Below are 26,911 nucleotides of genomic sequence, written 5' to 3' on the forward strand. Positions count from 1 at the left end.
GTTTACTTTTTTTGCAATTTGAAAGATAAGGCTTCATCAAGACATTTACGAAGCTAGCGTCAATTTCTTTCGAAGAAGTTTGCCAAAAGATGGAATTATAAGAAGCTTATCAGTTGTTAATCCTTAAATTTGTCAAATAGCAGATGCCCTTGAAAACTATCATTCGAAAAATCGCCATATTTCCAGTACTGATCTACCAGTACTTGATCTCGCCACTTTTCCCCGCATCATGTAGATATACGCCAACTTGTAGCAATTACATGAAACAAGCCATCATGAAACATGGGGTTTTCAAAGGAGGGTGGTTAGGGATCAAACGTATCGCCAGCTGCCACCCTTGGGGAGGTCATGGTCATGATCCTGTTCCATGATTATTTTTCAATTTTTGGCTTTAGGCCTTTTTTTGCAGCCAAGAAAATCAACACAATCCCAGCTATTACAAGAGGAATACTTAAGGTCTGACCCATATTAAATTGAAGTCCTTCTTCGAAGTCAACCTGATTTTCTTTCAAAAACTCCCAAACGAAGCGCATTCCAAATACTGATATCAGGAAAAGTCCAAGGAAGAGTCCATCAGGAAGTCTTTCTTTGTATTTGTTCCAAATCAGGAACAAGATGATGAAAATCAATAGATAGGAGATAGATTCATAGATCTGCGTTGGGTATCTAGAGACTCCATAAGTCTTGATGGTAGCAACATAATGGTCTCCGCGATCTATCAAGTCGTAATTAAGATCAGCACTTGGATCTTCTGAAAGGTATTTCTGAGAACTTCTAAATCTCGTCAATACATACTTGACATCAGTTTCAATGGCTTTTCTCAAAACATCTTCATCGAAGCCACCCTTTGCAATTTTGATATCAAAATTTACTGGGACAATCCCGTTCCCTACCAATTCACTTTGTCTATCAGTAGGCTTGTAGGCATTGACATCAATCAGAGGTATCCTAAGTGTTTCTAAAGCTTCTTCTGTATCTCGAGCAAATACAAATCCGGAATCTGAATCAGTTGGCTTACCACCGATTTCTGAATTCATCAAATTCCCCATTCTGATCAGCGCTCCTGTCATTGCAACCACAATGACAATCCTATCTACAACCCAAAGATAAGATTGACCAGGAGTCTTCTTTGCGTACATGAAGAGAGCAATCAGGATAGCAATAGCGGCTCCATGACTTGCTAGTCCACCTTCCCAAACCTTAAGTATGTCAAGAGGATTGCTTAGGTATTTTTCTGGCTCATAGAATAATACATGACCTAATCGTGCTCCTATTATGGTCGCCAAAACCATATAAATGGTGAGTTTATCAACCAATTGTGGGTTTTGACCTTCTTTTTTAAAAATGTAGACCATGAATTGTTGCGAGATGATGAAACCCAGTGCAAAAAGCAAACTGTACCATCTCAATCTTTCAAAACCTGGAAAAACAGCTGGGTTTGGACTCCAAACCACGTAGTTTAAAATATGATTTATCATTTTCTTGTTTGATTCTTTTTCAAAGATGTATATTAATCAGACATTTCCCGAAAAAACGTTTCGAATTTTTCTTTTTAGAGTGAATCTAATTCCTTCAATTCTTCTTCATATCCCCCGGATAAAATCGGGAACCTATACCAAGTTTTTGGATCCACACTGAATTCGTCCAAGTGAAAAGATGGAGCGATTCTTTCTCTTTTCCACTGATTTCTAGACCATAGCCTAAAGAATTTTTTGATGTACTCTTTCAAAAGGTTTTGTTTTATATCAAGTTCTTCCTTTAAGATAAGGAAGACATCCATAGGAGATCTTCTATCGCGGATGGCTAGTTTTTCGATCTCTAAAATGATACTGTATGGCATCAAATCATCTTCATCAGTTTGGTGATTATCAGTAGGTCTCAGTTCTGCAGATGGTTGTAGTGCATTGACGTGTCTCAAGCCAGTTTGCCCCAATTCTGTTTCAGCCCATCGGAGCCATTGAAGAATAAAGGCTTTGTCCACGCCAGCAATAGGGGCAATACTCCCAGAAGTATCACCGTCCATAGTTGTATAGCCGACATCACCTTCGCTTCGATTGGATGTGGTTAGCAAGAGTGCATTGTTGATATTTGCTAGCATCCAGATGATGGGTGAGCGAGACCGGGCTTGTATATTTTGAAGGGCTAGGTCATCCTTTTCCCAGGTTAGTTTTCTACCAAGTGCATTTTCGATCTTTTCGGTGTATGACTTTACCTCGTCAGCAATTTCCCAATTGTAAAACTTTGCGCCTATACTATCAGCCAGGCCTTTAGCACTCTGGAAAGTAGCATAGGAAGAATTATCTGAAGCTTGGTAAGCTGTACTGAGCAACTCGTGTACGATTTCCTTGGCAGGATTATCTGTTTTGGGTACAAAGCTTAAATTGATTTTTTTCAAAAACTCTTCTATTCCAAGTTCGGCAATTCCTCTTTTGACCATTTCAGCAACCAATATGGCTATACTCGCAGAATCTGCTCCACCACTCAGAGAAAGCACAAAGCCTCTACTTTTACTTTTTCTCAAATAATCAAATAATCCAAGCGAAGCTGCTTGAACAAATTCTTGATTCTTATTATGAATGCTTTTTACAGTTGGATAATTTTCTCTGCCTTTGTCAAAATCAAAGCTAACTATTTGGTAATCTTGGTAGGAGAGTAGTTTGTTTTTCAATAGCAATTCACCGCTTTTTGCCACAAGCATTTCACCATCAAAAATCATCTTACCTGCTTCGTTCCCAAGTAGGTTGATATAAAAATAGGTTGCATTTAATAAAGTGGATGAATTTTTGACAAGCTCTTCTCTTTGGATACTTTTACCCATTGCAAAATGACTGGCACTAGGATTGAAAATGACGTCCATTTTGCGGTCTTTCAATCTAAATCCAGGTCTGACATCTCCTCGCCAGGCATCCTCACAAATCTCAAATCCGTATCGGACATCATTCTTTTCAAAAATCAAATCGCCTAGTGGAATGCTGGTGCCAAAAAAATCAAATGAAATTATTTGATGCGCTTCCCAAGGAGTAAACCACCTGAACTCGTAATGAACACCATCGATGGCCATAAACTGCTTGGCAACAAACGCTTTCAGTTCAGCATTTTCTATAATGGCCATGCAATTATAGACATGTTGTTGTATACGTACAGGTAGGCCTATGGCTACTGTGATATTTTCACAAAGTGGGATAACTTGCTGTAGTTGCTTTACTGCCTTTTGTGGATACCAATAGCTAAGGTATAAATCCTCACTTCCGTATCCCGTGATGGCTAACTCTGGGAAACAGAGTAATTCAATCTTTTTCTCTTTGGCTTCTGCTATAGCCGATGTAATATTTTTTAAGTTTCCTGTCCAATCCAACGGAGTTTGGTTGACAGTAGCACAGGCAATTTTCAATCTTGACATAATGATGACTTGATACCTAGAAACAGGAAATTCAAAGATAGTGTTCTAAATAGGGATGTTTAGATTTTCACAGGCATTTTTGGAAGCTTCCTGTTCAGCCTTTTTCTTGGTAGCTCCTTTTCCCTCAGCAATTGCTTCTCCATTGACTTTTACCTCTATCAAAAACTCCTTAAAACGTTGTGATCCAGTAATGGAAAGTAAGTTGAAGTCAATTTCTTTAGATTCTTTTTGAGCCCATTCGATCAGCTTACTTTTGAAATTGCTCGTAGTAGAAATAATGTCGTCAACATCAAAGTGGATGATGATCCTTTTGAGGATAAAATGTTTGGTGAAAGCATATCCTCGATCCAAATAGATAGCACCTATCAATGCTTCCAAAGCATCACCATTGATCGACTTGTGCCCTGCTATATTTCTTCCTTTCAGCTCTTCATTGATCAATTTGGCTAGACCAATCTTAATAGCTATCAGATTGAGTGCCTCCCTATTGACCATTCTTGAGCGAGTTTCAGTCAAGAAGCCTTCATCCCTGTAAGGGAACTTGATAAATAAAAATTCGGCCACGATTGTACCAAGTACAGCATCACCTAAGAATTCTAATCTTTCATTTGAGATTTTTAGTCCGTTGATGCTTTCTTCAGCAATAGAAGCGTGTTTGATGGCAAGTTTATATAAGGACAAATTAAAAGGCTTGCTGCCGACCATATGTTTGATGGCGGCAGCAAGCCTTTTTTCATTTTTATTGTAAAACAGCGCTTGAATTCTGAGTAAACGTGACAGTCTCAAGGTTACTCAGTGATTTTTTTGAAAATGATAGAACAATTGTGTCCACCAAATCCAAACGTATTACTCAAGGCAGCTCTAACTTCTCTTTTTTGAGCTTTATTGAAAGTCAAATTCAAATTACTGTCAAAACTTTCGTCATCAGTAAAGTGATTAATTGTAGGCGGAACGATGTCATTCTGAACAGACAGAATAGAAGCAATCGCTTCAATCGCACCTGCAGCTCCTAGAAGGTGACCTGTCATGGACTTGGTACTACTTATATTAAGCTTGTAAGCATGCGCTCCAAAAACTTTTTGGATGGCTTTCACTTCACTCACATCCCCTAATGGGGTGGAAGTACCATGTACATTTACATAATCAATCTCTTCGGGAGCCATACCAGCGTCTTCTAGTGCAAATTTCATCACATTGGCGGCACCTTCACCTTCAGGATGTGGAGCTGTGATATGATGTGCATCTGCGGTCATTCCACCACCTACCAGTTCAGCATAGATTTTGGCACCACGTGCTTTGGCATGCTCGTACTCTTCAAGAATGATAGCGCCAGCTCCTTCTCCCAGTACAAATCCATCTCTGTCTTTGTCAAAAGGTCTTGAAGCAGATTGTGGATCATCATTTCTTTGAGAAAGTGCTTTCATAGCATTGAATCCACCAATGCCAGCCTCTGTCACAGCCGCTTCAGATCCTCCAGAGATGAAAACATCCGCTTTGCCCAATCTGATATAATTGAATGCATCAATCAATGCATTGGTACCAGAGGCACAAGCAGACACAGTGACAAAGTTAGGACCTTTAAAACCATACTTGATTGAAAGGAATCCCGCACTGATGTCAGCGATCATCTTGGGAATAAAGAAAGGGTTGAATCTCGGTGTACCGTCTCCATTAGCAAAGTCTACAACTTCATCTTGGAAGGTTTTGAGACCTCCGATTCCGGAACCCCAAATAACACCTGCTTTGTGTAGGTTGATCTTTTCTAAGTCTAAACCTGAATCTTTCATGGCCTCATCTACAGCAATCATTGCATATTGTGTAAACGGATCCATCTTCCTAGCCTCTTTTCTATCAATAAAATCTTCGACGTTGAGGTTTTTGACCTCGCAGGCGAATTGTGTCTTGAAAAGGGAGGCATCGAATCTAGTAATAGGTGCAGCACCACTCACACCATTAGTGAGCCCCTCCCAAAATTCAGGGGCGGTATTGCCTATTGGTGTGAGGGCGCCTATACCCGTTACTACAACTCTTCTTAAATTCATAAATGAATTTTAAGTGATTATTTTATTTTACGTTTGCTTCCAGGTAGCTGATAGCTTGACCTACAGTACCGATTTGCTCAGCTTGGTCATCTGGAATAGAAATGTTGAATTCTTTTTCGAATTCCATAATAAGTTCTACCGTATCTAGAGAGTCAGCACCTAGATCGTTTGTGAAGCTAGCCTCAGGAGTAACTTCAGATTCTTCTACGCCTAACTTATCTACGATAATGGCTTTTACTTTTTGTGCAATTTCAGACATTTTGTTATCAGTTTATTTTATAACACTTCGCAAAGAAATATATTTATCCCCTTATTGCCAAAAAAAACAGACAAGTAAATTCAAGATATTCCCGTACCACCTTGAAGTTGAAGGAATATTTTTAACTTTGTTTTTTAAATTCTTCCTGAATGAAGAAAACAAAATTACTTGTCGACAACCCCTTTGATTTTGAACTTTTGGGCTTTGTAGCTCCCCTCAAAGACTATAAAATGGCTTGGGTGATCAACAATTGCCTGGATATCAATTTGATTAGATCCAAGGATTTTGAGCTTCAATTCATGGATGATACCGCCTTGGTTATTTCTCAATATATGATTGAAAAAGACCACGGATACCTCCAACTCCTTAAAAATAGATCTCTCAATGAAAATGGAAGTATCAGGTATCTTATACCCGAACTTAGGATGATGGATTACTTCCTCTTGCTACAGGATCTAACCTTCGAATTGGATATTAATACGTATATTGAGCGCTTATCCAAAAGCCATTATATTCAAAATGTAGTGAAATTGGATGTGAATAAGATTAAATCAAAAGAAAACCTGTTAACCTATTAAAACGAAAATTACCCATGAGTGTCACCAACTTTAATAAAACAAAGATTTTGGCTACAGTAGGCCCTGCCTCAAACAATGAAGAAACATTATTGAATCTAGCAAATGCTGGGGCTAATGTTTTCAGATTGAATTTTTCGCACGGAAATCACGAGGGGCATGCCAATGTGATTGGTATGATCCGAAAAATCAACAAAGACCATAATCTATCGCTTGGAATTCTTCAAGATCTTCAAGGCCCAAAAATCAGAGTAGGAGAGGTAGAAAACAACGGCGTAGAAATCAAACCTGGTGATCAAATTACCATTACCAATGATCCTGTGATCGGAACATCTAAGCTAGTCAGTACCGTGTATCAAAACCTACCAAATGATGTAGTGACAGGGGATAGAATTCTAATCGATGATGGTAACCTTGAGTTGATAGTGAATGATACTGATGGGAAAAATGTAAATTGTACTGTAATACATGGTGGTATTCTGAAATCTCGAAAGGGAATCAACTTACCAAATACCAAAGTTTCTGCACCTTCTCTTACAGAAAAGGATATAGAAGATTTGGCTTTTGGTCTAGAAAACGAAGTGGATTGGATTGCTTTATCTTTTGTGAGATCAGCTGAAGATATCTATGATCTAAGACAGCGCATCGAAAAGGCAGGAAAAAACTGTAAGATTGTAGCGAAAATTGAAAAACCCGAAGCACTTGAGAACATTGATTCAATCATCGAAGCTACCGATGCTATCATGGTAGCACGTGGTGATCTAGGTGTAGAAGTTCCAATGCAAATGGTACCACTATGGCAAAAGAAAATGGTAGAGAAATGTAAACTGGCTTGTAAGCCTGTGATTATTGCTACCCAAATGCTGGAAAGTATGATCGTGAATCCTAGACCTACCAGAGCAGAGACCAACGATGTCGCGACGGCAGTATTGGATGGGGCAGATGCAGTGATGCTTTCGGCTGAGACAGCATCAGGAAACTTTCCAGTAAACGCCGTGAAGGCAATGAGCTCAATCATCTCTCACATTGAAGCAAATGCAGACGTCTACCACAACTTGTATAAAATCCCAGAAGATGATAAGACTTTTCTTTCAAACAATTTGATCTTAATGGCTTCTAGAATTTCTAGAAATGTTGGAGCCAAGGCTATAGTTGGGATTACATCTTCAGGCTTTACAGCATTTAGAATAGCTTCACATAGACCAAAGGCCAATACTTTTATTTTTACTAGAAATAAGCCTTTATTAACTCAGCTGAGTTTGGTATGGGGAGTCAGAGCTTACTTTTATGAAAGCAATGTATCCACTGATGCTACCTTTATGGATATTCAAAATCAACTCAAAACAGATGGTCATGTGAAAGAAGGAGATGTAATCATCAATACTGCCAGCATGCCATTGAAAGTAAAAGGTAAAACCAACATGATGAAAGTTCATGTAGTGGATTAAATTAAGAATAAATTTCACTCTTTTCATTAAAGGTCAGTAGTTTTACTGATCTTTTTTTGTGCAGGTCAGGGATAGTATCAAACGATTCAACCGAAAGATTTCCCTATTCATAGATTTTTGTAAATCAACAATTGGTTTGCTTCTGTTAGTTATTTGAACATAACTAAACAACTATGAAAAATATATTCAAAAACCTGATGGCAGGTATGTTTGTGTTACTTGCTTTTTCTTGTCAAGAGGATGAACCTGCACCGCAACCAGCACCTGACTTGGTTCAAGCTGCAAATGCGGCAGGCTTGACTACTCTGTTGGCAGCCGTGGAGGCTGTACCTGAGCTTGCTCCAGCTTTGCTAAACTCACAAGCAATTACAGTTTTTGCTCCAACAAATGATGCATTTGCCAATGCGCTTACAGCATTGGAAGCTGCTAATTTAGATGAATTAGTAGAGAAATTGGGCGGAGTTGATGGTTTAGAAACTGTTTTAGGTTTTCATGTAGTGCCAGCAATCGCTTTTGCCGCAGATCTAAACGCAAGTAATAATTTTACTACCTTATCAGGACAAGAATTACTTGTGGAAAGATCAGGTAATAGTGTTACCATTACTGATGCTACTGGAGCTGTAGCCAATGTGGTTGCTGCCGATGTGACGATCTCCAATGGAGTTGTCCATGTTATTGATAGGGTGCTGTTACCAGAGATTGATGCACTTCAACCAAGCACATTGACGATTAAGGAAGACCCTAATCTTGGGTTCATGTTTGCTGATGCAAATGGTCGTTCTTTGTATTATTTCTCCAGAGATGTGAATGGTGATAATAACTGTTCAGGTGGATGTGCCAACAACTGGCCAATTTTCTATGCGGAAGAAATCAATATTTCTAATCCTGCATTTGATGCATCGCTGATTGGTACTATAGAAGTTGACGGCGAAAATCAAACAACCTACAATGGATGGCCTTTGTACTATTTCGCGAATGACGAGAATGGATCAGTTAATGGCGACGGAGTAGGAAGCGTTTGGTTTGCTGCAAAGCCTGATTATAGTATCATGATTGCTAATGGTCAACTTGTAGGTAATAATGGCGAAAATTATATCATAAATGAAGCAGGAGAATATGTGAATGGTGAAGGAAATACTCAATATTACATTGATTTCCAAACTGGGAGAACGCTATATAGATTTATCAATGACGAAGCAGACCAAAGTAATTTTGGAGGTAATCCATCAGTTTGGCCTCTTTACACTACTGAAATAGATCAACTTCCATCTTTGATTTCCACTGATGACCTAAATGTAATAGAGAACAATCAGTTGTCTTTCAGGGCAAATCCGCTTTATTTCTTTGGCAGTGATGAAGATAGAGGAGACACAAAAGGAGTAAGTGTTCCGAACCCTGGTGTTTGGCCAATTGTAAACAACGATACGCCTGAATTAGAGCCAATTCCTAACTTGGTGGAGGCTGCCACGGCTGCTGAATTGACTATATTGTTGGATGCTGTGGTGGCAGCAGGTTTGGCAGACGCCTTATTAGAAGCAGACGAGATTACTGTTTTTGCTCCAACAAATGATGCTTTCGTGGCATTATTGGAAACACTAGAAGTCGAAACCTTAGAAGAGTTGATTGAAGCCCTCGGTGCAGATGCGGTTGTTAAAGTATTGCAGTTTCACGTCGTACCTGCTGTTGCTTTTTCAACAGACTTGGCTGAAGGGAGTCAAACAGTTCCAACTTTGGCAGGTGAGAATTTAACAGTGATCAGAACAGGTAATTCCGTCACTGTGATAGATTCAGCTGATAATACTTATAATGTTGTCGTGGCTGATGTACAAATCCAAAATGGCGTCGTACACGTTATAGATGGTGTTTTACTACCTAATTTAGATTAAAAAAAGTTTAATTCTTAAGCTAGATGCCAAGGAACAATAAGTTTCTTGGCATTTTTAATTAATATACTCCACACATTTTAATCGTAAATATCAACTATTCAACCTCGATTTTACCCCATTGATCTATGTATATACATCCATTTTTTATTTTTTGGGGTTATACAATGGAACATAAACTATATCAACTATGAAAAAAATATTCAATCTTTTCCTTGCTGGTGCAATCCTTTTGTTTGCAGCTTCTTGTCAAGAAGACGAACCAGCTCCACAGCCAGCTCCTGATTTGGTACAAGTTGCTAATGCAGCCGGTTTGACTACACTTCTAGCTGCAGTTGAGGCAGTACCTGGCCTAGCACCTACTTTATTGAATGCGCAAGCAATCACTGTGTTTGCTCCTACCAACGATGCATTTGCTAATGCGCTTACTGCGTTTGAAGCTTCTAATCTTGGTGAATTAGTTGAGAAACTAGGAGGTGTTGAAAACCTAGAGACTGTATTGGGTTTTCACGTTGTACCAGCAGTTGCTTTTGCAGCTGACCTGAATGCTACAAATAGCTTTACCACTGTTTCTGGACAGGCTTTGACTGTGGCTAGAAATGGTAATGCTGTTACTGTGACTGATGCAAATGGAGATGTAGCCAATGTTGTTGCTGCAGATGTTGCTATTGCCAACGGTGTCGTACACGTCATTGACAGAGTATTACTACCTGAAATCGATCTTCCTCAGGAGCCTGCACCAAACTTGGTAGATGCTGCTACAGGTGCAGGTTTGACTACACTATTAGCTGCCGTTACAGCCGTTGATGGTTTGGCGGGTACTTTACTCGGGCTAGAGGCAATCACAGTTTTTGCTCCTACCAATGATGCATTTGCTGCTGCTCTGGAAGCATTCAATGCTGCAAACCTTGAGCAATTAGTTGCAAAAATTGGTGGTGTCGATAATCTAGAAACGGTATTAGGTTTTCACGTTGTTCCTGCTGTGGCGTTCTCTTCAGACCTTCAAGCATCTAACACCTTTACTACTGTAGCGGGTCAAGAATTGACGGTGAATGTGTCTGGTTCAGCTGTAACTGTGACTGATGCCGCTGGTAATACAGTAAATGTAGTGGCTGCAGATGTAGCTATTGAAAACGGTGTAGTGCACGTGATCGATGGAGTCCTTCTTCCAGAATTGAACATTCCAAATGTAGTGGAAGCTGCAACAGCTGCTGAATTGACTATTCTACTAGAGGCTGTAACAGCGGCTGGTTTGGGTAGCGCATTACTTGAAGCTGACGAAATCACCGTTTTTGCTCCGACAAATGAAGCTTTTGGTAACCTATTAGCAGCACTTGAAGTGTCTTCTCTGGAGGAACTAATAGATGAATTGGGTGCTGAGGCAGTTATTAAAGTACTTCAATTCCATGTTGTTCCTGCTACTGCATTTTCTTTTGATCTTGCAGAAGGTGCACAACAAGTTCCTACACTCGCAGGTGAGAACTTGACAGTAACTAGATCAGGAAATAGTGTAACTGTAACTGATGCTGCTGGAACAACTTATAATGTGGTAGCTGCTGACGTGGTGATATCAAATGGTGTAGTGCACGTAATAGATGGTGTGGTACTACCTACACTTGACTAATATTATTGTTTGATAAAGCAGAGAAGTATCAATCTTCTCTGCTTTACTTTGTTAATCGTCATTTTTTTACCTTAAATTCCCGAAGAGTAACTAACCCTATTAAATTAAAATCATGTTCAACGGCCCATATAAATTTCTTTTTCCGGGCTTATTAGCCGTCTATTCTTTTATCAATATAAAGGTTTTGGATGGAGATCGCTTGTATCAAGCTGACTTGCCACTTGATAAACTATTTTATATCATTTTTATACTTTGTTATGCTGTTTGGTTTGTTAATGCATTTATTGAAAAGTACAATACCAGCATAAAAATCAAGATACAGCCACTTTTATTACAATTTGGGTTCAGTATTATAGGAGTATTTTTTATCAGTTTATCTTCTATTTTAATTACCGAAGCTGCTCTGGGTGAGCCTTTCAGTTATTCGTTTCAGAATTTGCTTTTGACAAGTGGTTTTGCTTTTAGGATTAATTTGTTCCTCAATTGTATCAATGCAATTCTTTATTTTAGCAAGAGATATAAAGAAAAAGCAGTGGAAGCTGAGAAGCTTCATTCACTCAATGTAGAAGCACAGCTGGTTTCTTTAAACTCTCAGATCAATCCTCATTTTTTCTTCAATAACCTTAGTACGCTTTCCTCATTGATCCACGAGGATCCGAAATTAGCAGATGAGTATTTACAAAAGCTATCCACAATCTATAGACATATTCTTTCGACAAGAGATAAAGAATTGATTCCATTAAAAGAAGAATTGGCATTTTTGGATAATTATATTTCACTTCTAAGCATCAGATTTCAAAAATCTTTAAAATTTTCTAAAAATATTTCTTCAGAATGTAAGGACTTACTTTTGCCACCTTCAGTTCTACAGCTTCTAGTGGAAAATGTGGTCAAACATAATTATTTCACAGAAAAAGAGCCTTTGACAGTAACCATTACCTCTGATTGTGAACAGATCAAAATCCACAATAAGAAGCAGAAAAAAGATGTTGTAGAGTACTCTTCTGGTATAGGACTTCAAAACATTTCGGAGAGATATTCATTTTTAGATAAGAAGATTGTCATTATTGATGAAAAAGAATATTTCCAAATAAGCCTACCACTGATCCATGAAGATAGCAATAGTAGAAGACGAGCCACTTACGCTGAATAGAATTCGTAACATTATCAATGCACAAAATGCTGATCTTGAGGTGGTCGGCACAGCGCAAAGCAATAGAGAACTCTTAGAGCTTCTGAATAGTGATATTCAAATCGACCTACTACTTTGTGACATACATTTAGCCGATGGTCTGAGTTTCAATGTACTCAAAGACAAGGCTATTTCTTTTCCAATAATTTTTGTAACAGCTTACGATAAATATGCATTAGAATCATTTGAACATAACTGTATAGACTACATTCTCAAACCTATTCAAGAAGAGCGCTTGCTCAAGGCATTTGATAAAGTAAAAACCTTAAAGTCTCAACCTCTAGACCTAGCTCAAATTAATGCTGATTTTTTGAAAAATATGATGATGGGTTATCAATCGAAAGAGTATAAGAAAAGGTTTCTTACAAAATCAGGAAATAAGATAAGGTTTGTCAATGCCGATGACATAGCCTATTTCTATTCTTATGAAGGAATCACATATGTTTATGAAAAAGAAACCAAAAAGAAATCTATTGTAGAATTTACACTCAGTGAGCTTGAGTCACATCTTTTAGATCCTTCTAAATTTTTCAGAGTTAGTAGATCTGTTATCATTCAGTTGGATGATTTAGTGGAAATGAGACCATATCAAAATGGACGGATGATGTTGATGTTAAATTCGCAACCTGAGGCAGATATTATCGTTGCAAGAGATCGGGTAAATGATTTTAAAAATTGGATTAATCAATAAAAAATGCATAGGTTCTATTTCACAATTTTAATGCTTTTAGGACTGTCATTGTCTACTTTCGCTCAAAGCTCCGAAAAAGTAAATTTAGATTCTCTAGTTAATCAAATCGTTAAACTTGATCAGGAGTTGTATCAAGTTCAATTGAATCTCCATCAGTCTCAAAAACAACTTAAAACAGGTATTTTTATCGCAACAATTGGCTACTCTGTTACCATACTTGGAGGACAGCTTCTTGGTTCGAATCCAGATTTGGGGAAAACTTTACTCTATACCGGAGGAGCTATTGGCATAGGTGGTACTTACACTCTCGTCAGAGGCTTCAATAAGATATCCCTTGGCCCGCCTAGAAGAAGGATCGTTTATTGATCACGTTTTACAGCCGTGATTATTGCTCTTGGGGACCACGAGGTACGACCATTAGTACTTTTTCTTTGTCGACTATGACTTCGCCAGGAGCAGAGCCTTTTACCTTTCTGACAAATTTCACTGGTGTGTAAATGATTGGAGCAATACTTTCGTTTTTGTTTTTAGAATAGTATGCGGCTAGTTCTGCGGCTTTTTCTAGGACTGTTTTTGGGAAGTTTAGTCCTGATTTGTATTTAATAATGACATGCGATCCAGAGACATCTTTGGCATGTAGCCATAAATCCTCTTTCCATGCATAATATCTCAGCATCTCGTCATTTGATTTTGCTGATTTACCAACTAAAATCTCAAATCCTTCAATTTCAAACCGCTTGAAAGGAACTTGTTCAAGTTTTTCTTTCTCTTTTGCTAGGAGCTGATTTTGTTTGACAAAACTTTTCAAATCCTTGAAGTGAGTAATATTCGAAAGCTCATCCATCAGGTCATGGATATTTGCCAACAAAGCTTCTTTATCGGCTAAATTTTGGTAAAGTTGATCGATTTCAATCTTTCTATTTTTTGATTTTCTATAAAGATTTTCCGCGAATTTCTGTGGACTGAGACCTCTTTTGAGTCTGAGCAACTCCTCCTTGCCAGTGTAGAAATTGAAAAGCATGATCTCTTCTGCTCCTGCTGGAATCTGATGTAAGTTGGCCATAATCACATCAGCTAGCTGTGAGGGCGGGCTCTCTTTTTCAAGGGAATTTAGCTTTTCTGTTGTTTTGAGAATATAGGCTTGAGACTTTTTCTTTTGATCCTCGAAGTTTCTGATCCAATATTGCTTTTCCTTTTCAAATGCTTGAATGACAACAAGATATTTAAAAAGTTCATTGCAGGCGGCAATAGGGTTTTCCGATTGGTAAATAGACTGATCAGTGGGTAGTAAAGTTAAGCTGTATTCAGTTTTGTTTTTGATAATCGAAAATAAAGGTGAGTCCAGCATGTCCATCATAGATTGCATCATAGTCCACTTCTGATCAAGGCTAGCTTCGATGTATCCATGATCCTTCAAATATTCTCTTGGTATCTTCCCAAGTGTTGGGAGAAACTTTGCAGCATTTCCATCAAGCGAAAAGAAATTCGATTCGCTTAAGTCCAAATTTTTTGGCAGATTTCTAATCTGTAGTGAGTGGTCGTCTTTGATTTCATTTCTAAAAATGCGTGCTGGGATATCATCATTATCCTTATAGAAGAGGATATTACTTCTTGTCCCGTGCATTTTGAAAAGCAATCTATCTCCTGATTCGAATTCACAGATAAAAGCCCTTTCAAAGTTGACAACTTCGATTTTTGAAAACTTTTGATTCAATAGCTCGGGAAATAAAGATACGGTATTTCGTTTGCCTCGCTTAAATTCATCAGGGAAAGAGAGGCAAGAGATGGTTGGGAGTAAATTAGCACGAATGAATATTTCTGATCCTTCTTTGACGCAGCCGATGACCAATTCATCCTTATTTTGAGAAAAGCATGAGATAACCTGAGCCCCTTGAAACGTATCATGGAGTTCTGGACAAAGAAACTTCAGAAAATAATAATTGAGATGCATCAGACTAAGTCAAATTTCAATCCATCAAATGCCAACCTAATGTGATCAGGTAACTTTCTTTCAACATCAGCATGTGTACCTAGTTTGTGGCTGATATGTGTAAAGTAAGCTTTTTCAGGTTGTATTAAATGAACCATTTCTATAGCCTCATCTAAGGTAAAATGTGAAATATGATGGCTGGATTGAAGTGCATTTAGTACCAAAACTTTGCTACCTTTTATCTTTTCAAGCTCTCTAGGAGCAATTGTTTTCGCATCCGTGATATAGGTGAAATCACCAATTCTAAACCCTAAAACTGGTAGCCGATAATGCATCACTTCAATGGGATGAATGCTTATTCCCTCGATCTCGAAAACTTCATCTTTTGATATTGTTTCTGCCTTGACCTGAGGAACACCTGGGTATTTTACTTCTTCAAAAATATAGGCAAACTCTCTCTTGATTTGATTAAGGACTTTCGTAGTTGCAAAGACTGGCATATCTTTCTTTTGCATGAAATTAAAAGGCCTGATATCATCTAATCCTGCAGTATGATCCTTGTGCTCATGTGTGAAAATTACCGCGTCAAGTTTGCTGATTTGCTCTCTTAGCATTTGAGCCCTGAAGTCTGGTCCAGTATCAATAACCAAGCTTTTTCCAGCAATTTCTAGATGTATGGAAGATCTGAGTCGTTTGTCTCTAAAGTCGAGCGAAGCACAAACAGGGCAATTGCAACCGATAACTGGTACGCCCTGCGATGTTCCTGTGCCCAAAAATGTAACTCTCAAAGCTTCAATACGGTTTGTTGTAATTCACCGAGGAAGTCTTGATTTTTTTTATCTGTAAATTCATTGGGCTTGAACCCCAACTCTTTAATGATGTCAACCAAGGTGTTGACTTTCCCCTCCAAGGTGTAATATTTGTTGATGATGACGATCTTGTTGTCTTTTAGAATACAATATCCTGATTTGAAGTTACCTTTTTCGTACCTCAATATATACTCAGAAGAGGCAAATAAGTTCTCGAGCTTATCGAGGTAGCTTTTGGTGTACTTAACTGCCATGATTCTATTATGCTACAAATTTATTAGGATAAATGTTTTTTGACAGTAGCGAGCAACTTGTCATAATCCAATGGCTTTTGAACATAATCATTGAGACCAGCCTTTTTGAAATCATCCAAAGTGTAATTTTTATAATTACCCGTAATGGCAATGATTGGAACTGTAGATTTCTTTTTATCACTTAGTCCTCGAATTGCTTTGGTACACTCTATTCCATCCATAACAGGCATATTGATGTCCATCAAAATAAGGTCAAAGTCCTCATTTTCAAGTTTTTCCATCACTTGCTTGCCATTTTTGACAGCAGTTATGCTGTATTTCTCGAACATCAATACATTCTTTGTCAAGTTGATAATTACAGAGCTGTCTTCTGCAACGAGTACTTTTTTTGTTTCCGTCATGGATTAAAATGTTCAGATTGGTTAAGATATGTTTTAAACGAGTCAAATAACTCCATCAAAATTAGATAATCTTTTAAAGTATTGTCAAAAATGCCATTTTTTATATTTTTTTCAAACTCTTTACAACAATTATAGATTTTTTGTGCACCCAGTGTACCCGAATTGCCCTTGATAATATGTAACTTCTCCCCAATTGCTTCGAAGTCTTTGACAATCAAAAGTTGCTTCATTTCAGTAAGAAGTGACTCAGTTTCTTCTACGAAATCATTATAAACAACTTGAATGTTTTCTTTAGAATTGTACTTCTGCAATTGTAAGAGAACTTTTTCATCTAAAGTATCAAAGTTTTCTCTTTCTGAATTTGATTTTTCATTATCTACTTTTACACCATGCTCTAAATGGAGAGATAAGGTCTCTAAAAATAGTTTTGGCTTGATGGGTTTCGCAATAAAATCACAGAAACCTGTAGATAGAAAATAATCCTTATCGTTTTGTTCTGCATAAGCTGAAATAGCAATGATAGGTGCGTTTGTTAGGTTTTCATACTTTATCTTTTTCATGGCAGTGATGCCATCCATGACTGGCATTTGAATATCCATCAATACTAAGTCAAAATTCCCCGTTTGCAATTTTTCCAATGCAATTTTCCCATTTTCAGCGATGTCAAAATTATAAACTTGACCAATAATATGCTCAAATACCCTTCGGTTCAAGGCATTGTCATCTACAATTAAGACATTTTTGCTTTTCATTTGTAATTATTGGTAATTTCGTGGCTCTATTGGTGCTACTGAATCAGAGGAATTGTGAAGGATAAGAAATATTTAATCGTTATCGTCGGACCTACCGCAGTGGGAAAGACTGATCTCTGCATAAAATTAGGTAAAAAATTTAAGACAGAGATTATTTCTTCAGATAGTCGACAGTTTTTTAGAGAAATGAAACTTGGTACTGCTAAACCAAGCCAAGCTGAATTGAATATAGTCAAACACCATTTGGTCGACTCACATTCTATTTTTGATACTTACGATGTCAAGGCCTTTGAAAAAGACGCGTTGGCTATATTAGAGCAAATTTTTTCCTCAAAAGATATAGCAATCATGACAGGTGGTTCTGGACTTTATGTAGATGCTATTTGTGATGGGTTTGATGATATTCCTGATATAGACCCCGCGATCCGAGCAGGCATAATAAAAGCATTTGAAGAAAAAGGCTTGACTTATCTCCAAGATAGGGTTTCGGCTATTGATCCAGGTTACTATGAAATTGTAGATAGACAGAACCCACAAAGACTCATGCGAGCAGTTGAGGTATTTGAAGGTACAGGAAAGCCATTCAGTAGCTTTAGAAATAAAAAGAAAGTTGAGCGACCATTTCATATCATCAAAATAGGATTGGTACGAGATAGAGAAGAACTCTACTATAGAATAGAACAACGCATGGACATGATGATTGAGGCAGGGCTTTTTGAGGAAGCAAATGAGCTATACCCTTACAAAGATCTAAATGCCTTGCAAACAGTCGGCTATTCAGAGATTTTTGGATATCTAGATGGAAAATATGATAAGGAAGAGGCAGTCAGGTTGCTCAAAAGGAATTCTCGTCGCTACGCTAAAAGACAATTGACTTGGTTTGGAAAAGATGAAAATATCAGATGGTTTAGACCCGATCAGGAAAATGAAATCATAGCGTATTTAGCGGATCAAATAGCTTCGTAACCAAATATCTTGGCTACGAAGCTATATGGTTTTTTACTGATTAATTGATTGTATTGCAATCTAGTCAATTTAGCCTGATTGAGAGGGGTCTTAACTAAAGTTTCGTAGGTAGACAACTCCTCTGGTTTTAACTTTGGTTTTACTTCTTGGACGAAAGACTTTATGGCACCTAGGTTAGCTGGGACTGACTGATTACTTGATAACTTGCTCAAACCAGCAGCTACTACATTCAGTAGCTCATCAAATTGAAGCTTCTTGTTAGCTAATGACTGTCTTACAACCATGATAAAGAGCAATACAGCCCCACCTAATGTCAAGAATATTGGAATAAAACCCATTATTAAATTTTTTAAATACTTAATATTTCAATTAACCTTAAATGGTCTCCTTTTAGAGGTTTGGTCTTGCCAATACAATCTGCAAAAGGGGTATAAGCAACATCTCCATTGACAACACCCGCCATGCAGTTGGCCTCTCCATTGAGCAAACCTTCTACTGCAGCCATCCCACATCTAGAAGCCAATACTCGATCCCTAGCTGTCGGATTACCTCCTCTTTGTATATGGCCTAAAGTTGTTACTTTGAATTCTTTATCCTCGTCATTGATCTTGACTTTCACTTTTTCCATGATCAAATCTGCGTTGCCTTCTTCATCACCTTCTGCTACTACGATGATGCTCGAAGATTTAGATTTTCTAAGGTTCTTCAGAGACTTTACCACCTTCTTGAGATCAGTTTCTGTTTCGGGTACCATTACAAACTCAGCTCCTCCTCCAATCCCACACTCTACAGCTATGTATCCGCTATCTCTCCCCATCACTTCTATGAAGAAAATCCTGTCGTGTGCCGCCGCAGTATCTCTAATTTTATCTATTGCTTCTAAAGCTGTATTAACAGCTGTATCAAATCCAATGGTATAGTCTGTGCCATAAATATCATTGTCAATAGTCCCAGGACAGCCGATAGTTGGAATACCAAATTCTTCAAAGAAAACCTTAGCCCCAGTAAAAGTCCCGTCTCCTCCGATTGCTACTATGCCATCTATTTCTAATGCTTTTAACTGCTTATAAGCTTTTTCTCTTCCCTCTTTGGTTCTGAACTCCGCACTTCTTGCAGATTTCAATATTGTACCACCTCTTTGAATAATATTACTTACAGAATGGGAATGCATCCTTTTGATATTCCCGTTAATCATACCGTCATAACCGTAAGTGATGCCATAGACTTCAAGTCCATGAAAAATAGCTGTTCGCACTACAGCCCTGATACAGGCATTCATTCCTGGGGCATCTCCTCCAGATGTAAAAACTGCAATTTTTTTCATTGTTTTAATAGGTTTTTGAACCTCAAAAATACTATTAATTCAATGTCTTTGTTTAGAAAATGAGAAAAGTTTTGTCGTTGAAAACTATTGTCATGGATTAAAGTAATAATGCCTAACACGAAAAAATAAATCGTTTCGCCAATAAAAAAATTGAGGTCAAGAATTTGAAATCCAACTATTTAGATTAATTAAAAAAATATAGTCTACCTCAAATTAAAAATCGAAAAAACCAGTTTCCTTGAAGGAAACTGGCCGCTCAATTTAGGACTCTACGGTTGACTTTTCACCTAAAAGGAGCACCTCATCGGCAATGACCTCAGTGTAATACTTTTTATTGCCGTCCTTATCATCATAGGATTTGCTGCTTAGCTTGCCCACAATTCCAATTTCTGAGCCTTTGTCTGTGTATTTTTCAATGATAGAGGCTGCTTTGTCCCATGCAGATACATTATGCCATGTAGTCTCTTCTACACGCTCACCTTTTGCATTTTTATAGTATTCATTTGTAGCCATTCTGAAACTAGCTTTCACTTTACCACTTTCAAAGCGATTGATTTCTGGCTTTGCAGCTAACCTCCCGATCAGCTGAACTCTGTTTTTGATTCCGCCCATAATTGTATTTGTTTGGTTAAAGATGAATTGAAAAACTATTGATGGTTGATCAATAATTTAAATTTCAGACGCTATTTATTTTATTGTCGGTTATTAAGTGTTTATAACCGTTTATAAACGACTAAATCGGATAATTTTTTTCTTTTCAACACAAGTCCAAATAGAACCTATTGCTGAAATTTTGTAGCTTAGCTAGGCAACCAAAATAAATCCAATAATATGAAGAGAACACTAATACTTAGTTTGGCAATGCTGCTGATCACCCAGTTGACTTTTGCTCAAAAAACATTTATCCATGCTGGTAAACTGATTGATGTGAAAAATAATCAAATGCTATCAGAAATGACAATTATCGTAGAAGGAGAAGTCATAACTGAAGTCCAAAAAGGTTATGCTTCTCCTGGTAGATCTGATAAATTGATAGATTTGAAGTCAAAGACAGTCATGCCAGGTTTGATGGATATGCATGTCCATATGGAAAATGAAACTAGCCCAAGAAGGTATCTGGATAGATTCGTGGATAATGAAGCTGATATAGCCTTTAATTCTATCATTTTTGCCAAAACCACACTAATGGCAGGATTTACGACAGTGCGAGATCTGGGAGGTTCAGGAGTAAATATTTCTCTTAGAAATGCAATCAATGCGGGTAAGGTAGAAGGGCCTAGAATTATCACTTCTGGAAAGTCTATAGCTCCGACTGGTGGACATGCTGATCCCACCAATGGCATGAGAAGAGACCTAATGGGTGATCCAGGACCTGAGGTTGGTGTCATCAATGGAGTAGCTGATGCAAGAAAGGCTGTCAGGCAGCAAGTTAAGAACGGTTCTGATGTCATCAAAATCACCGCTACAGGTGGTGTGCTCAGCGTGGCCAAAGATGGTAATGCGCCCCAATTTCAACAAGATGAAATCAATGCAGTGATAGAAACAGCGACGGATTTTGGAATACATGTGGCAGCACATGCTCATGGGGATGAAGGAATGAAAAGGGCAGTCATCGGCGGTATTCACTCCATTGAACATGGGACTTATATGTCAGAGGAAACAATGGATATGATGATAGAGGCTGGTACGTGGTACGTTCCTACCATTACTGCGGGTAAGTCAGTAGCTGACTATGCGCGTATTCCTGGGTATTATCCTGCCCCAGTCAAAGCCAAAGCTGAAACCATCGGTCCGTTGATTCAAAGTACTTTCGGAAAAGCATACAAAAGAGGCGTTAAGATCGCCTTTGGAACTGATGCTGGGGTTTTTCCACATGGTGAAAATTATCGAGAGTTTATCTATATGACCGAGGTCGGCATGCCAAATCTGGAAGCAATTCAAACAGCAACACTTCGCTCAGCGGAATTATTGGGTATGGAAGACAGAATTGGTACTATTGAGAAAGGTAAATTGGCTGATATCATAGCTGTCTCAGGAGACCCAGAGAAAGATATCAAGGTCATGAAAGATGTAACATTTGTGATGAAAGAAGGAAAAGTTTTCCGAATGGATTAATTCGTGCATTGAGTTTTAGAAAGAGATTTTAACTGCAAAATCTCTTTCTTTTTCATTGATATTTTTTGATATAAAAAAATACCATTAAATTGTTTTGGTAATTAATTGTTTGACCATGAGATCTTTGGTGTTTTTGCTCTTTTTTGTTTCTATTGAGGTGCTTGCTCAATCATCTAAAATCGATAGCCTTCAGACTATCATTTCCCAAAATAGACAGGATACTATCCATGCCAAAGCTTTGATGGACTTGGGAATTACCTTAGAGCGTTCAGACTTAAAACGCTCCACGGAAAATTATAGGGCAATTCTAAAGATGCCGGATAATCGGGCTTTTGACAAATTCAAAACAAATGCTGCGGTGCGGTTAGCGGGGAATTACTCTGCTATGGGAGTTTTGGACTCGGTAGACTATTATTTTGATCAGGCCGAATCATTCCTTCGATCCAACCCAAATGACCAGAAGTTGGCCTATACACTTTACAATGGAAGGGGAATTCACCTCAACAGAATAGGGAAATTTGAAGCTGCACTTTCAGCATATAAAGAAGCCATCTCCTTAGACCATCAGGTGATTGGTTTGGACAACGTGGCAGGTATTTATATCAACCTTTCTAATGTCTACAAGCAAAAGGATGATCAGAAATCCAATTTTGAAGCTACTTACAAAGCCTTGGACATTTTTGAAAAAACCCAAAATAAGACAGGATTGGCATTTGTGTACAACAGTTTAGGTACCGCCCATTATCACATCAAAAACTATGGAGATGCCGAAAAATACTTCTTGAAATCCATGGAATACAGAAAGCTTCTTGGAGATAAACGGGGAGAATCCATGGTTTTGGGAAATCTGGGCAATGTCTACATGGATAAAGCCCAACATCAAAAAGCGAAGGAATATTTCGAATTGGCCATGGAGGTGCAGGAATCGCTTGGCCTGAAAGAGATGGTGGGGATTCAACTTTATAATATCGGAAGAAATTATCTCCTGATGGAAGAACCTGAGTCTGCTTTGGCACATTTCCAAAAAGCTCAAAAAGTATTGAAAGAGGCAGGTATCAGTACTTATGATTCTAAAATTTTAGCTGATTTGGGAAAAGCTCAAAGCTTGTTATCACAGGAAAAAGAGGCTTATCAAAGTTTGAAGATGGCTACAGAAACTGCTTTGCTTCAAAAACAATACAGTGAGGCGATCACTGCTTTCAAAAACTTAAAGGAATACTATCTGACTCAGGGCAAATTTCAGGAAGCACTTGAAGCTCAATCCAAAGAGTATGCCTATCGCGATTCTATAGGGATCGGAGCATTGCAGGCGCAGCTCAAAGAACTGGAATCCAGATATGCTTTGGATCTGAAAGAAAATGAAATCAGTTTATTGAAAACAGAACAGCAATTGGACAGGGCTGAGTTGGCCAAAAAGAAAGCCAATCAGAACCTGATTATCGCAGTATTCACTTTTTTTATCATTCTTGCTGGAATTTTGGTGAATAAATACCGTATCGTAGGCCGTACCAAGCGCCTTTTGGAGGTGGAGAAGCTCAGGAATTCCATAGCCAGAGATTTGCATGACGACTTGGGAAGTACATTGTCCAGTATTCATATTTTATCGCAAATGGCTCTGCAAAAGAAAGAGTCCCCAGATATAGGCCTTTTTTCGAAAATCAATGTCCACACAGCTTCCATGATGGATAAGCTCAGTGACATCGTCTGGTCTATTCACCCCGATAATGACAACTTAGAACAATTGCTCAGCAAGATGCAGGAATTTGCAGCAGAGATTCTAGAGCCGAAGGGGATCACCTACCACTTCGAGGTAGGAGAAGGTGCCGAGCAGATCAAGTTAGACCTGGAAAAAAGAAGAAATCTGTTTTTGATCTTTAAGGAAGCGCTCAACAATGCCGCCAAATACGCAGAGAGTAAGCATTTGGATATCAAGCTCAAGATGGAGGGAGGCAGGCTGAATCTATTCATCAAAGATGACGGAAAGGGCTTTGACCAGGAGTTGACCAAAAAGGGAAATGGGCTTTTCAATATGCAGCAAAGGGCCAGTATGATGGGAGGGAATATGGTAATCGAAAGCTTTCCCAATATGGGTACAACCATCCAACTGAGTGCACCTATCACATGATTGGGGTATTTTCTAGCTCGTTGTTTTTTGGGATATTTAGGTGAGTTGAAATATGGTTGAAATACGATAGAAATAAGGTTGAAATAATTTTCACCAAAGTCATCTTTATATGTAACTAATTGCACTTGACTGCGGAAGGCTAGGGGGGATTTCTCTGAAAGCTTATTTCAAAATATTTCACCGCAGGTATATTTCTATTTATTTCAAGAATAGTTACTAGCCATAAATACAGTCCCTTTGAAAACCAAGAATATGTCAATTAAGGTTTTATTATACGAAGACAACGACCTCCTTCGCGAAAGCATCAGTAGTATGGTGACCTTGAATGATGGGATGGAATTGCTGGGGGCTTTTTCGGATGCCAATAATGTAGAGGAGGAGGTGAAGACTTTTCGACCTGATTTGATTTTGATGGATATTGAGATGCCGGGAAGGACGGGGATTGAAGCTACGGCTTTGGTGAAAAAAACATCACCCGAGACAAACATTTTGATTCTAACTGTTTTTGATGATTCCGAAAACGTGCTCAATGCCATCAAAGCTGGAGCTTCTGGATATTTGCTCAAAAAGTACATAGCCAACCGTTTGTTTTCTGCCGTGGAAGAAATATTGGAAGGCGGTGCACCCATGTCACCTGCTGTGGCCAAATTGGTGATACAGTCTATGCAAAAGCCACTGCAATCCGTGAATTATGGGCTGACAGAGCGGGAAAAAGATGTTTTGGTATCTTTAAGTAAAGGCAACAGCTTCAAATTGATAGCAGCAGATTGCAAAATCAGTATCGATACGGTGAGAACGCATATCAAACATATATACGAAAAGCTCCAAGTGCACTGCCAGACAGAGGCTGTTTCCAAGGCAATTAATGAAGGATTGGTATAAAACCTTTGAGGTCTTTTTCAGACCTCGAAGGTTTTAAGTGAGAAGTATAAAATGCTAAAAATTGATTCTTATAAATTAAGACCTTCGGGGTTTTGGAAACCCCAAAGGTCAGGCTCTGCTAAACTTTAATGTCTTTTATTGACCTCGAAGGTTTTGAAGAATTGAATGTGGTTGGGGTGAAAGGAAAGATATTAGTGGATATTTTAGATATTAGGATATTGGTGGAGACCTGCCAGGTTTTCAAAACCTGGCAGGTCTGGATCTTATAAAAATGGATATTAATCGATATTTATTGATACTAGATTGATAATGCTTGGAGGGTGTGTGAGGTTCAATATCTATCAATATCCCAATATCCATGAATATCTTTTCCCAGACAATAATATCTATCAGTACTCCGTGATAAGTCTGGTAGTTAAACATGAATATATTAAATTGATACTAATGGATATTAGATTGATATTTTTTTAGCGGTATGTTATAGATAATATCAATGAATATCCAGTATCCACCAATATCTTGATCTATTTATAACTCCTATTGAATATTAAGAAAAGAATATGATCCAATTCAGATTTTTCGACCCACATCCGCTTTTGGCAAGTTTTGTCCAAAGTATTTTCTTGGTGGATCATGTACTTGAGCCAGGTGAAGGGTCAATTGTCGGACAATATCCCCCAACACCTCAGCATTGTATTTTTTTGTATATCAAAGAGAAGTTCCAGGCCAAAAAAGTCAATGATACTGAATTTAGGTTAAGGCCAAAGGCTGTTGTGGTAGGGCCGCAAGTAACCCGAATGGAGTTGACGGTTAGCCATGATTATACAGTTGCAGTAATAGGCTTCCGACCTGGAGGTCTTTTTAGATTACTGGGTATTCCTATGGAAGAGATATTCGATGATGGCTTCGACGGATTGGAGTTGATGGGGTCGGATATCAATGAACTAGTGGATAGGTGTGCGGAAATGGCATCCTTGGAGGAAATGCACCAACGCATAACACATTATTTGCTTGGGAAATTGACTAAAATAAAGGACCTGCTTCCAATAGACAAAGCCTTGTTTCACATGCTCAATTATCAAGGCCATTTGCCAATTACTCAGGTGGCGGATTTGGCATGCTTGAGTTTGCGGCAGTTTGAAAGGAAATGTAAAGAAAGGTTGGGGCTATCCCCGAAGGTTTATTCCCGACTGATCAGGTTCTCCAATGCATACAGACTTTTTGAGAGATCCGAAACCCCTAATTGGTCAGAGATAGCCTATCTCTCCGGTTATTACGATCAAATGCACTTTATCAAAGACTTTAAGGAATTTGCCGGAATCACGCCTACAATGATGGAAGAGGAATTGAAAAGGAAGCCATTGAGGTTTCAGAAAGAAATTAGATTTTAGAAGCGAGAGAAAAGAGACATGACACAGGTGTCTTGATTCTTGTGTCTTGCTTCTCGCTTCTCAAAAAACATGTCGTTTTCTTACTATCCATTTTTTTGCCTGGAGACTAGGTTTGTAGGGTAATTATTTGAAATCCTAAAATCAAGGTCATGAAAAAAGCAACTTACCTCAATTTAAGCAAGGCAGCCATTGCTTGGGTCATTTTGGTAATGGCTTGCGACAATGAAGATCAACAGCCGTTAGTTTCCGAGCTTGAAAAAGCCCGACTGGAATACGAACAAATGAAAGCCAATCCTGCATTTATCGAACTGTCCTTTCCCGAAGATGATCCAGGACCTCCCTTTTACGCAAGAATTGCAGTCCTCGGTCCAGATGTTTTATTAATGGAATCGAATGGCACGGTTGTGATTCCCATGATGCGCCAGGTAGAGTGCATTGATCCTGAATTTAACTTGTTGGATTTGTATCATGTTCCGAATGGATTTTTTTGCCCATTGACACTATCCGGACGAGGTTTGATCGAACCAAATGCACCAATGGGTACATTTCCTGTCATTGCTTATGGAGAGGGGTCTAATATGCCAGTTTGGTTTGTGGATAGTGACTTATTGGCAAATGCTATGGTGGATGGAGTCTTAACTCTTCCTGAATTGGAAGCCCTCAATCCAAGGAAAGGAGTGGCTTCCCGCTACGAAGAGTACAATAAGCCTAGGTCTGAGGAAGACTATTTGTTGGTAATAGAATCAGAAGGAACGATACCTGGCACCAATCAGAGATTTGAATACAAGGTGATTTCTAGAACGAAAGCTAGACAAGATGTAGAATTGAGATTTTGGTAAGATTTAGAC

Annotated in this window: 28 protein-coding genes; 15 read left to right on the plus strand and 13 right to left on the minus strand. The window is 38.4% G+C overall.

Annotated features, from left to right (window positions below; all coding sequences use genetic code 11):
• Positions 1-143 precede the first annotated feature (143 nt).
• Positions 144-371 (plus strand): membrane protein insertion efficiency factor YidD, encoded by a 228-nt coding sequence (yidD, locus tag BW935_RS05570; protein WP_076499302.1) that lies wholly within the window; start codon positions 144-146, stop codon positions 369-371.
• Here the strand turns inward: yidD and BW935_RS05575 are convergent, their stop codons facing one another.
• The 5 genes from BW935_RS05575 to BW935_RS05595 form a co-directional block, all read right to left on the minus strand.
• Entirely contained in the window at positions 372-1,478 is a 1,107-nt protein-coding gene (locus BW935_RS05575) for a prolipoprotein diacylglyceryl transferase (RefSeq protein WP_076499304.1), read from the minus strand.
• Between the two features lie 74 nt (positions 1,479-1,552).
• Positions 1,553-3,400 carry an NAD(+) synthase gene (gene nadE / locus BW935_RS05580; RefSeq protein ID WP_076499306.1) on the minus strand — a complete coding sequence of 616 codons (1,848 nt, stop codon included), beginning with the start codon at positions 3,398-3,400 and terminating at the stop codon, positions 1,553-1,555.
• 45 nt (positions 3,401-3,445) lie between these two features.
• On the minus strand, positions 3,446-4,186 hold the full coding sequence (gene rnc, locus BW935_RS05585; protein WP_076499307.1) for a ribonuclease III: 741 nt from the start codon (positions 4,184-4,186) through the stop codon (positions 3,446-3,448).
• Between the two features lie 2 nt (positions 4,187-4,188).
• Positions 4,189-5,442 (minus strand): beta-ketoacyl-ACP synthase II, encoded by a 1,254-nt coding sequence (gene fabF, locus BW935_RS05590; protein WP_076499309.1) that lies wholly within the window; start codon positions 5,440-5,442, stop codon positions 4,189-4,191.
• A gap of 22 nt (positions 5,443-5,464) precedes the next feature.
• Positions 5,465-5,701: an acyl carrier protein gene (locus tag BW935_RS05595; RefSeq protein ID WP_008629501.1), complete on the minus strand. Its 237-nt coding sequence runs from the start codon at positions 5,699-5,701 to the stop codon at positions 5,465-5,467.
• 149 nt (positions 5,702-5,850) lie between these two features.
• Here BW935_RS05595 and BW935_RS05600 point away from each other — a divergent pair, with 149 nt between their 5' ends.
• From BW935_RS05600 to BW935_RS05645, 7 genes are all read left to right on the plus strand, one after another.
• Positions 5,851-6,279: an IPExxxVDY family protein gene (locus BW935_RS05600; protein WP_076499311.1), complete on the plus strand. Its 429-nt coding sequence runs from the start codon at positions 5,851-5,853 to the stop codon at positions 6,277-6,279.
• A 14-nt stretch (positions 6,280-6,293) separates the two neighbouring features.
• Positions 6,294-7,724, plus strand: coding sequence for a pyruvate kinase (gene pyk / locus BW935_RS05605; protein ID WP_076499312.1), 1,431 nt, complete (start codon positions 6,294-6,296; stop codon positions 7,722-7,724).
• Positions 7,725-7,897: 173 nt separating this feature from the next.
• Positions 7,898-9,610: a fasciclin domain-containing protein gene (locus BW935_RS18630; RefSeq protein WP_245802643.1), complete on the plus strand. Its 1,713-nt coding sequence runs from the start codon at positions 7,898-7,900 to the stop codon at positions 9,608-9,610.
• 187 nt (positions 9,611-9,797) lie between these two features.
• Positions 9,798-11,231 carry a fasciclin domain-containing protein gene (locus tag BW935_RS05630; protein WP_076499314.1) on the plus strand — a complete coding sequence of 478 codons (1,434 nt, stop codon included), beginning with the start codon at positions 9,798-9,800 and terminating at the stop codon, positions 11,229-11,231.
• A 112-nt stretch (positions 11,232-11,343) separates the two neighbouring features.
• Positions 11,344-12,384: a sensor histidine kinase gene (locus tag BW935_RS05635; protein ID WP_076499316.1), complete on the plus strand. Its 1,041-nt coding sequence runs from the start codon at positions 11,344-11,346 to the stop codon at positions 12,382-12,384.
• Positions 12,341-13,114 (plus strand): LytR/AlgR family response regulator transcription factor, encoded by a 774-nt coding sequence (locus BW935_RS05640; RefSeq protein WP_076499318.1) that lies wholly within the window; start codon positions 12,341-12,343, stop codon positions 13,112-13,114. Before BW935_RS05635 ends, BW935_RS05640 begins: the two co-directional genes overlap by 44 nt.
• 3 nt (positions 13,115-13,117) lie before the next feature.
• Positions 13,118-13,480, plus strand: a complete 363-nt coding sequence (locus tag BW935_RS05645; RefSeq protein ID WP_076499320.1) for a hypothetical protein — start codon at positions 13,118-13,120, stop codon at positions 13,478-13,480.
• A gap of 19 nt (positions 13,481-13,499) precedes the next feature.
• On the opposite strand, the gene BW935_RS05650 is transcribed toward BW935_RS05645, so the two are convergent.
• The 5 genes from BW935_RS05650 to BW935_RS05670 are packed head-to-tail and all read right to left on the minus strand — an operon-like array spanning position 13,500 to position 17,260.
• Positions 13,500-15,065: an NFACT RNA binding domain-containing protein gene (locus BW935_RS05650; protein ID WP_076499323.1), complete on the minus strand. Its 1,566-nt coding sequence runs from the start codon at positions 15,063-15,065 to the stop codon at positions 13,500-13,502.
• Positions 15,065-15,832, minus strand: a complete 768-nt coding sequence (locus tag BW935_RS05655; protein ID WP_076499325.1) for an MBL fold metallo-hydrolase — start codon at positions 15,830-15,832, stop codon at positions 15,065-15,067. The genes BW935_RS05650 and BW935_RS05655 overlap by 1 nt, the downstream gene beginning before the upstream one ends.
• Positions 15,829-16,107 carry a hypothetical protein gene (locus BW935_RS05660; protein ID WP_076499327.1) on the minus strand — a complete coding sequence of 93 codons (279 nt, stop codon included), beginning with the start codon at positions 16,105-16,107 and terminating at the stop codon, positions 15,829-15,831. Before BW935_RS05660 ends, BW935_RS05655 begins: the two co-directional genes overlap by 4 nt.
• Before the next feature lie 23 nt (positions 16,108-16,130).
• Entirely contained in the window at positions 16,131-16,508 is a 378-nt protein-coding gene (locus tag BW935_RS05665; RefSeq protein WP_076499328.1) for a response regulator, read from the minus strand.
• The gene (locus BW935_RS05670) at positions 16,505-17,260 is read right to left on the minus strand and encodes a response regulator (RefSeq protein ID WP_076499330.1); all 756 of its coding nucleotides are present in this window, start codon (positions 17,258-17,260) and stop codon (positions 16,505-16,507) included. Before BW935_RS05670 ends, BW935_RS05665 begins: the two co-directional genes overlap by 4 nt.
• A 54-nt stretch (positions 17,261-17,314) precedes the next feature.
• On the opposite strand from BW935_RS05670, the gene miaA reads away from it, so the two are divergent.
• Complete coding sequence (gene miaA / locus BW935_RS05675; RefSeq protein ID WP_084565822.1) at positions 17,315-18,226, plus strand: tRNA (adenosine(37)-N6)-dimethylallyltransferase MiaA; 912 nt, start codon at positions 17,315-17,317, stop codon at positions 18,224-18,226.
• Here the strand turns inward: miaA and BW935_RS05680 are convergent.
• From BW935_RS05680 to BW935_RS05690, 3 genes are all read right to left on the minus strand, one after another.
• On the minus strand, positions 18,211-18,564 hold the full coding sequence (locus BW935_RS05680; protein ID WP_076499333.1) for a hypothetical protein: 354 nt from the start codon (positions 18,562-18,564) through the stop codon (positions 18,211-18,213). The two genes, miaA and BW935_RS05680, sit on opposite strands and share 16 nt — an antisense overlap.
• 11 nt (positions 18,565-18,575) lie before the next feature.
• Entirely contained in the window at positions 18,576-19,550 is a 975-nt protein-coding gene (pfkA, locus tag BW935_RS05685) for a 6-phosphofructokinase (protein WP_076499335.1), read from the minus strand.
• 261 nt (positions 19,551-19,811) lie between these two features.
• Positions 19,812-20,162 carry a single-stranded DNA-binding protein gene (locus BW935_RS05690; protein ID WP_076499337.1) on the minus strand — a complete coding sequence of 117 codons (351 nt, stop codon included), beginning with the start codon at positions 20,160-20,162 and terminating at the stop codon, positions 19,812-19,814.
• Between the two features lie 219 nt (positions 20,163-20,381).
• Between BW935_RS05690 and BW935_RS05695 the strand changes: the two genes are divergently transcribed.
• The 6 genes from BW935_RS05695 to BW935_RS05715 all read left to right on the plus strand — a co-directional run bounded on the left by BW935_RS05695 (position 20,382) and on the right by BW935_RS05715 (position 26,902).
• Entirely contained in the window at positions 20,382-21,665 is a 1,284-nt protein-coding gene (locus BW935_RS05695) for a metal-dependent hydrolase family protein (RefSeq protein WP_076499338.1), read from the plus strand.
• Positions 21,666-21,780: 115 nt separating this feature from the next.
• On the plus strand, positions 21,781-23,790 hold the full coding sequence (locus tag BW935_RS05700; RefSeq protein ID WP_076499340.1) for a tetratricopeptide repeat-containing sensor histidine kinase: 2,010 nt from the start codon (positions 21,781-21,783) through the stop codon (positions 23,788-23,790).
• Between the two features lie 252 nt (positions 23,791-24,042).
• Positions 24,043-24,672: a response regulator gene (locus tag BW935_RS05705; protein ID WP_076499341.1), complete on the plus strand. Its 630-nt coding sequence runs from the start codon at positions 24,043-24,045 to the stop codon at positions 24,670-24,672.
• Between the two features lie 128 nt (positions 24,673-24,800).
• Entirely contained in the window at positions 24,801-24,941 is a 141-nt protein-coding gene (locus BW935_RS18545; protein WP_217695346.1) for a hypothetical protein, read from the plus strand.
• Positions 24,942-25,232: 291 nt separating this feature from the next.
• Positions 25,233-26,063, plus strand: coding sequence for a helix-turn-helix domain-containing protein (locus tag BW935_RS05710; RefSeq protein WP_076499343.1), 831 nt, complete (start codon positions 25,233-25,235; stop codon positions 26,061-26,063).
• A gap of 149 nt (positions 26,064-26,212) precedes the next feature.
• Positions 26,213-26,902 (plus strand): hypothetical protein, encoded by a 690-nt coding sequence (locus BW935_RS05715; RefSeq protein ID WP_076499344.1) that lies wholly within the window; start codon positions 26,213-26,215, stop codon positions 26,900-26,902.
• Positions 26,903-26,911: the final 9 nt, after the last annotated feature.

The sequence above is a fragment of the Belliella pelovolcani genome (assembly GCF_900156785.1).
GTDB lineage: Bacteria > Bacteroidota > Bacteroidia > Cytophagales > Cyclobacteriaceae > Belliella > Belliella pelovolcani.